The organism is Nostoc flagelliforme FACHB-838, assembly GCF_014698065.1.
GTDB classification, from domain to species: Bacteria; Cyanobacteriota; Cyanobacteriia; order Cyanobacteriales; family Nostocaceae; genus Nostoc; species Nostoc flagelliforme_B.
The window spans coordinates 1-4,787 of the sequence record NZ_JACJSI010000426.1 but is presented as its reverse complement, the minus strand read 5'-3'; the positions used below and the strand labels follow the sequence as shown (position 1 = coordinate 4,787).

Annotated in this window: 6 protein-coding genes; 1 reads left to right on the top strand and 5 read right to left on the bottom strand. The window is 44.1% G+C overall.

Features of this window, described 5'->3' with window-relative positions:
• Positions 1-191 (top strand): hypothetical protein (locus tag H6G97_RS52030; RefSeq protein WP_206759138.1); only part of this gene is annotated, 191 nt, incomplete at its 5' end.
• Here the strand turns inward: H6G97_RS52030 and H6G97_RS45590 are convergent.
• The 5 genes from H6G97_RS45590 to H6G97_RS45570 form a co-directional block, all read right to left on the bottom strand.
• Positions 184-696: a hypothetical protein gene (locus H6G97_RS45590; RefSeq protein ID WP_242056068.1), complete on the bottom strand. Its 513-nt coding sequence runs from the start codon at positions 694-696 to the stop codon at positions 184-186. The genes H6G97_RS52030 and H6G97_RS45590 overlap by 8 nt on opposite strands.
• A 135-nt stretch (positions 697-831) precedes the next feature.
• On the bottom strand, positions 832-1,359 hold the full coding sequence (locus tag H6G97_RS45585; RefSeq protein WP_190947021.1) for a nucleotidyltransferase domain-containing protein: 528 nt from the start codon (positions 1,357-1,359) through the stop codon (positions 832-834).
• A gap of 396 nt (positions 1,360-1,755) precedes the next feature.
• Positions 1,756-2,157 (bottom strand): hypothetical protein, encoded by a 402-nt coding sequence (locus H6G97_RS54185; RefSeq protein ID WP_242056067.1) that lies wholly within the window; start codon positions 2,155-2,157, stop codon positions 1,756-1,758.
• A gap of 180 nt (positions 2,158-2,337) precedes the next feature.
• On the bottom strand, positions 2,338-3,690 hold the full coding sequence (locus H6G97_RS45575) for an S-layer family protein (RefSeq protein WP_190947020.1): 1,353 nt from the start codon (positions 3,688-3,690) through the stop codon (positions 2,338-2,340).
• Between the two features lie 10 nt (positions 3,691-3,700).
• Positions 3,701-4,615 (bottom strand): S-layer family protein, encoded by a 915-nt coding sequence (locus tag H6G97_RS45570; RefSeq protein ID WP_190947019.1) that lies wholly within the window; start codon positions 4,613-4,615, stop codon positions 3,701-3,703.
• Between the last annotated feature and the right edge of the window lie 172 nt (positions 4,616-4,787).

The following is a 4,787-nucleotide window of genomic DNA, read 5'->3' as shown; positions in this document are numbered from 1 at the left end:
TTTTTTTCAATTGGTTAATTGTAGAAATCCTAGATACGTTGTTACCCGAACGCGTTCACCGTACTAATCCCAGGGTTGTAAAAAGACCTGTATCAAAGTTTCGTTCTAAAAAAACAAAACACAGAGGTACTGGACAACGAGTCGAAGCTCCGAAATTTAACGTCACTCATAAGCTTTTGAGCCTTAACTGAACCGTATTGCACTAGCAGCATCCAAATCAGCATTGTTGATCAACAACCTCTCACCATCAGCAAAAGTGACAATCTGTTGCCAGCGATTCGGTGCATCTGCCTCAATGGTTCCCTCTTCTCCATATCTGGGATGGGACTGTTGTGAAACCGTGACTTTAGCAAATTGAGGAACCACTGGTTCTTCAATTTTGGGAACCATTGGTTCCTGAATAGATTGCTTTTTGCGTGGAAGTTGAGGAACCACTTTTTGGGCGGCAGCCGCAAAGTCTGAAACACTTGGGTCAGGGTTATCTTTCAGAGCGAGCGTTACAGCAGCTTTAAGCTTTTCTGGTTCCTTGACTAAGCGGAGTAACGGACGAGCCTGACGCTCATTTTTGATGTGTCCGCCCAACTCGCCAACTGCGTCTATGACCTTTTTGGCTCCTAGCAGGTGGTTAATTCGTCGGTATCCGCCCCAGGGGTATAATTCACGCTGGCAGTATTCTTCAATTAGTATCCCCAGCAAGTAGGAATTTTTTGATATTGAAGGGTTTAAATGGAAGCCATCAATTCAGTTTCCACTCAATTAATATCCTCAGCGAGTGGGAATTAGAAGATATTCAATCGGCAATTGAAAGTAACAAAGGCTTGCAGTTTCGATTCAATTAATATCCCCAGCGAGTGGGAATCCAACATACTCTTCTGGAAGTGGAAGATTAAAGTATTGGCGCAATAGTCGAACGTCATGAATGTCTTTTGCTTGGGGCTTGTATCCTGTGTGACATAGCATCTGTGCTTCAGGTGTGATGCAAGAAATCACATTGCCGTCGATCATACCCTGTCCAGCTAAACTATCCTGTGGATAATGAAAAGGCGTGCCGTCTTGTAGGACTTGAATCAACTGTCCGCTACTATCGTGTTGGACAGTGTGAAAGTCAACGCTACGAAATTTAGCATCTTTCATCACAAACCGCGTCGGTAACTCATTCAGTATAATAGCGAACTGATAGATAGCGAGGGTCTGTTCAATCTGACTAGCATCCTCCAACCTAACTACGAGGTCGAGATCACTGTGCGATCGTGTTTGTTGAGTTAACAGCGCATCGACACCCCAACCACCATCTAACCATACACGAATCTCTGCCCGCTCTAACCAGGTCACAATCTGCAAAACATCTTCTGATTTCATACAGGAATGAGAGATTTGAAGTTTCGATTCAATTAATGTCCCCAGCGAGTGGGAATGCATCCAGCAAGCAAGTCAACCACCACAAGGTCAAGGCGAGTTTCGATTCAATTGATATCCCCAGCAAGTGGGAATGCCAATTTTTAACCCGTCGTCTTCATACGCTACCAGGTTTCCATTTAATTAATATCCCCAGCAAGTGGGAATTTAAGATGAATTTAGTTTATGGGCTTATCGTCACATGGATAAAGGTCAAATGATTTCACCTTCTGCATTAGTAGATAAGCACCGTCAAGCAGCAATCGCTTTAGCTACACGCTATTCTGAGACAGTGTGATTTTTACCGGGAGCAATCCACCAATACCCCATCCACAATCGTAATCTCCCATTGCGGAAACTTCACCAGCAGTTTTTGATCACAATTTGCACAGCTGGATCGTCATTCCACCACGAGAGCAAGTACTCGAACCCCGGATTCTGCACCGAATTCGCCGCAAGTTTGAGTTTCTGCATACGCCCCGGTCGCATATTTGACCTCGCAACTATCGCCTCATGCGACCATTTTTTAGCATTTGGCACAGATACGGCGGAACTTTCACCCTCATGATTTGCTTTGACTTCTACACCCGAAACTGAATTTTCAGCCAACAACGTAGCAGAATAACCTTGTTCTACCTGCCCGCACGGTTGATTAACGATCGCTGAACTTAAAGATTTTTCATTTTTAGCGACGGACGCGACGGAACAACTATCTTCATGACAGTCTTTCGCCTCAACACTGCATTCCTCGTTCTTTGCCACTAAAAAACCGGAAAGGCTTGGTTGGGCAAGTTCAACGCGCTCAATTAACTGTATTTGCTAAAGAAAAAAGCCCTTATTTCTGGACACCTTATGTTCTAGTAGGCAATTGGCTTTGATATGCACAATTATTACAAGACATATTCCTCCATTATTCAGCGTTTAACGAATTTTGACGCGCATTTACTGATGAGCTGCCTGAGAAACGCTGCAAGGTACACCTTTGTGCCAGGAACCACGACCCCCAGCAGTTACATTAGCTGTAAGTACTACTTCTCCCTTTTCGTTTAGTGCCCATCCACTTGCTTCTACAATACGTTCTGGCATTGTTGTTGATGCCCTAGTAACAGGCGGATTGCTGCGTAGGCGTAAGCCGTCGTTCGCGTAGCGTCTCCCAGAGTTGGCATCGTTGCTAGGCTTGGGCGATATCCAACCTACTTCCACTGTATTGGCGGGTAAAATATCCTTAGTGGGATTGGGAGGTAAACCGCCGCGTCCGGTGATAATAAAGCTGCTTTGAGCATAACCTGGACTATCGCAGACTTGAGCTACTTCAGTTTCGACACCTATTGTGGGTAACTCAACTAAGCCACTGTTGGGGTCAACGCCGGGTGTGTTGAGTTCTACAGAGCCACTGAACTCAGGGCTTGCTCCAGTAGCAGTAATGTCACTTTCTGGAGTCAGTGTATTCCGACGCTGAATTCCAAAGATTCCCTGAGCGCTAATTTCGACTTTTCCGCCACGAAAGTCAGCAGAATTAGCACTAATATCACTATCTTCCCTAGGAACAGCAATGATAAAACCATCTGTGGCATCGATTTTGATGTTGCCTCCAGGGATACCGCTACCTCTAGCATTAGTGGTGATAGAACTTTGATTACGTAGTAACAATAAGGGCGATCGCAAAGAGATATCACCTCCACCTCCTGTAGTATCAGCAGTGATTTTGGCAGCATTGTTGAGATAAATAGAATTAGCATCAACTTTTAATGAGCCTGCGGTTCCTGTACCTGCATCTGTACCGCTTACTGTTACTTGTGCCTGATCTCGTATAATCAATTGCCTTGTAGTAATCGATATAGACCCTGCATTCCCAGTACCTCGACTTCGAGCAAACAAGCCACTGCTACCCTGACCATCAGCCCTTCCACCAATCAGTTGCACGTTTTGAGCATCAACGGTTAAATTTCCTCCCTTGCTTGCACTAAATGTACTAGTACTTACCTGCGCCCCATCTTTGACTAGTAAGGTATTAGCTTTAATAGTCAAATCACCCGCATTCCCTGTTGAGTATGGTTGTGCGTCAGCAGACAAGGTACTTTCACCAATGAGTTGCACGTTTTGAGCATCAACGGTTAAATTTCCTCCCTTGCCTGCACCGAAAGTGCTAGTACTTACCTGCGCCCCATCTTTGACTAGTAAGGTATTAGCTTTAATAGTCAAATTACCCGCATTCCCTGTTGAGTCGATCAGTGCAGAAGCAGCCAAAGTACTGTTAACCCTACTACCATTAACACTTATACCAATCAGTTGCACGTTTTGAGCATTAACGGTTAAATTTCCTCCTTTGCCTACACCTAAAGGTGTTAATCGTTAAATCTCCAGCGCTCCCTGTTGCACGAAAGTTAACTTGACTAGATAAGCTACTACTGTGACCGTCGACGGAGGTACTAGCAACTTCTATAGAGTCTGCATTAACGGTTAAATTTCCTGCTTTGCCTGCACCGAAAGTATCAGCATTAACAAATGCTCCATCCTTTATAAGCAGTTCACGAGTGTTAATTGTTAAATCTCCCCCTTTTCCTAAAGCATTAGGGTTAACAATAGAAGACACCTGAGAGCTACCACTTAGCGCTAATAACTGTTTAGCGTTGATAAGCATTACTCCACCAGACTCTGCTCTGAGAGTATTAGCCAATATTTGGGAATCATCGCTCAGGGTAATGCGTTCGCCCCAAACTTGAATATCACCACCACCTACACCACTAGCATCAACAGCCACTTGTTTAGATAATTGAATATTCTCAAAATTTTCTACAGAATCATAGCCGAAGGTAAAACCTTTGCTTACACGAGCGAGGCTGACAAAATTTTCTCGTGCTACACTGCCTAATTCTATCCTGCCGCCTGCTGTCTTGAGTGTTGCCCCTTCTAAACTGATATCACCGCCCATTAAAGCTAAAGTTTGATTGGATAAAACTCGCAATCCAAATGTTGTATCAATAATTGGATCTCTTAAAGACCTTGTTCCCTCACCATTACCCAGAACTTTGACAGAACCAGGGTTTACCCCAAATTGTAAACCTATTGGTACATTAATATTCAGTAGAGGTGCAGACTGAGGATCTGTAGCACTAAACTCTAAGTTATCCTTAAACTTCAGGCTACTAGCAGTACTTGCTAAAAACGAACCACCTATTTCCAAACGAGCATTAGGGCCAAAAACAATGTAACCGTTCACAGGATAAGAAACGCTACAGTCAAAAATGGGTTACTGAGATGGTAGATTAAGAGGCATGGATGAAAACTGCCTCGCCTACGGAATTGAAATTTCCGACTCAGATTGGGAAAAGACTCCAGCCAGCATCAAACAACTGGTGGAGAAAATGGGGCAGCATATAAAGCAACCAGAA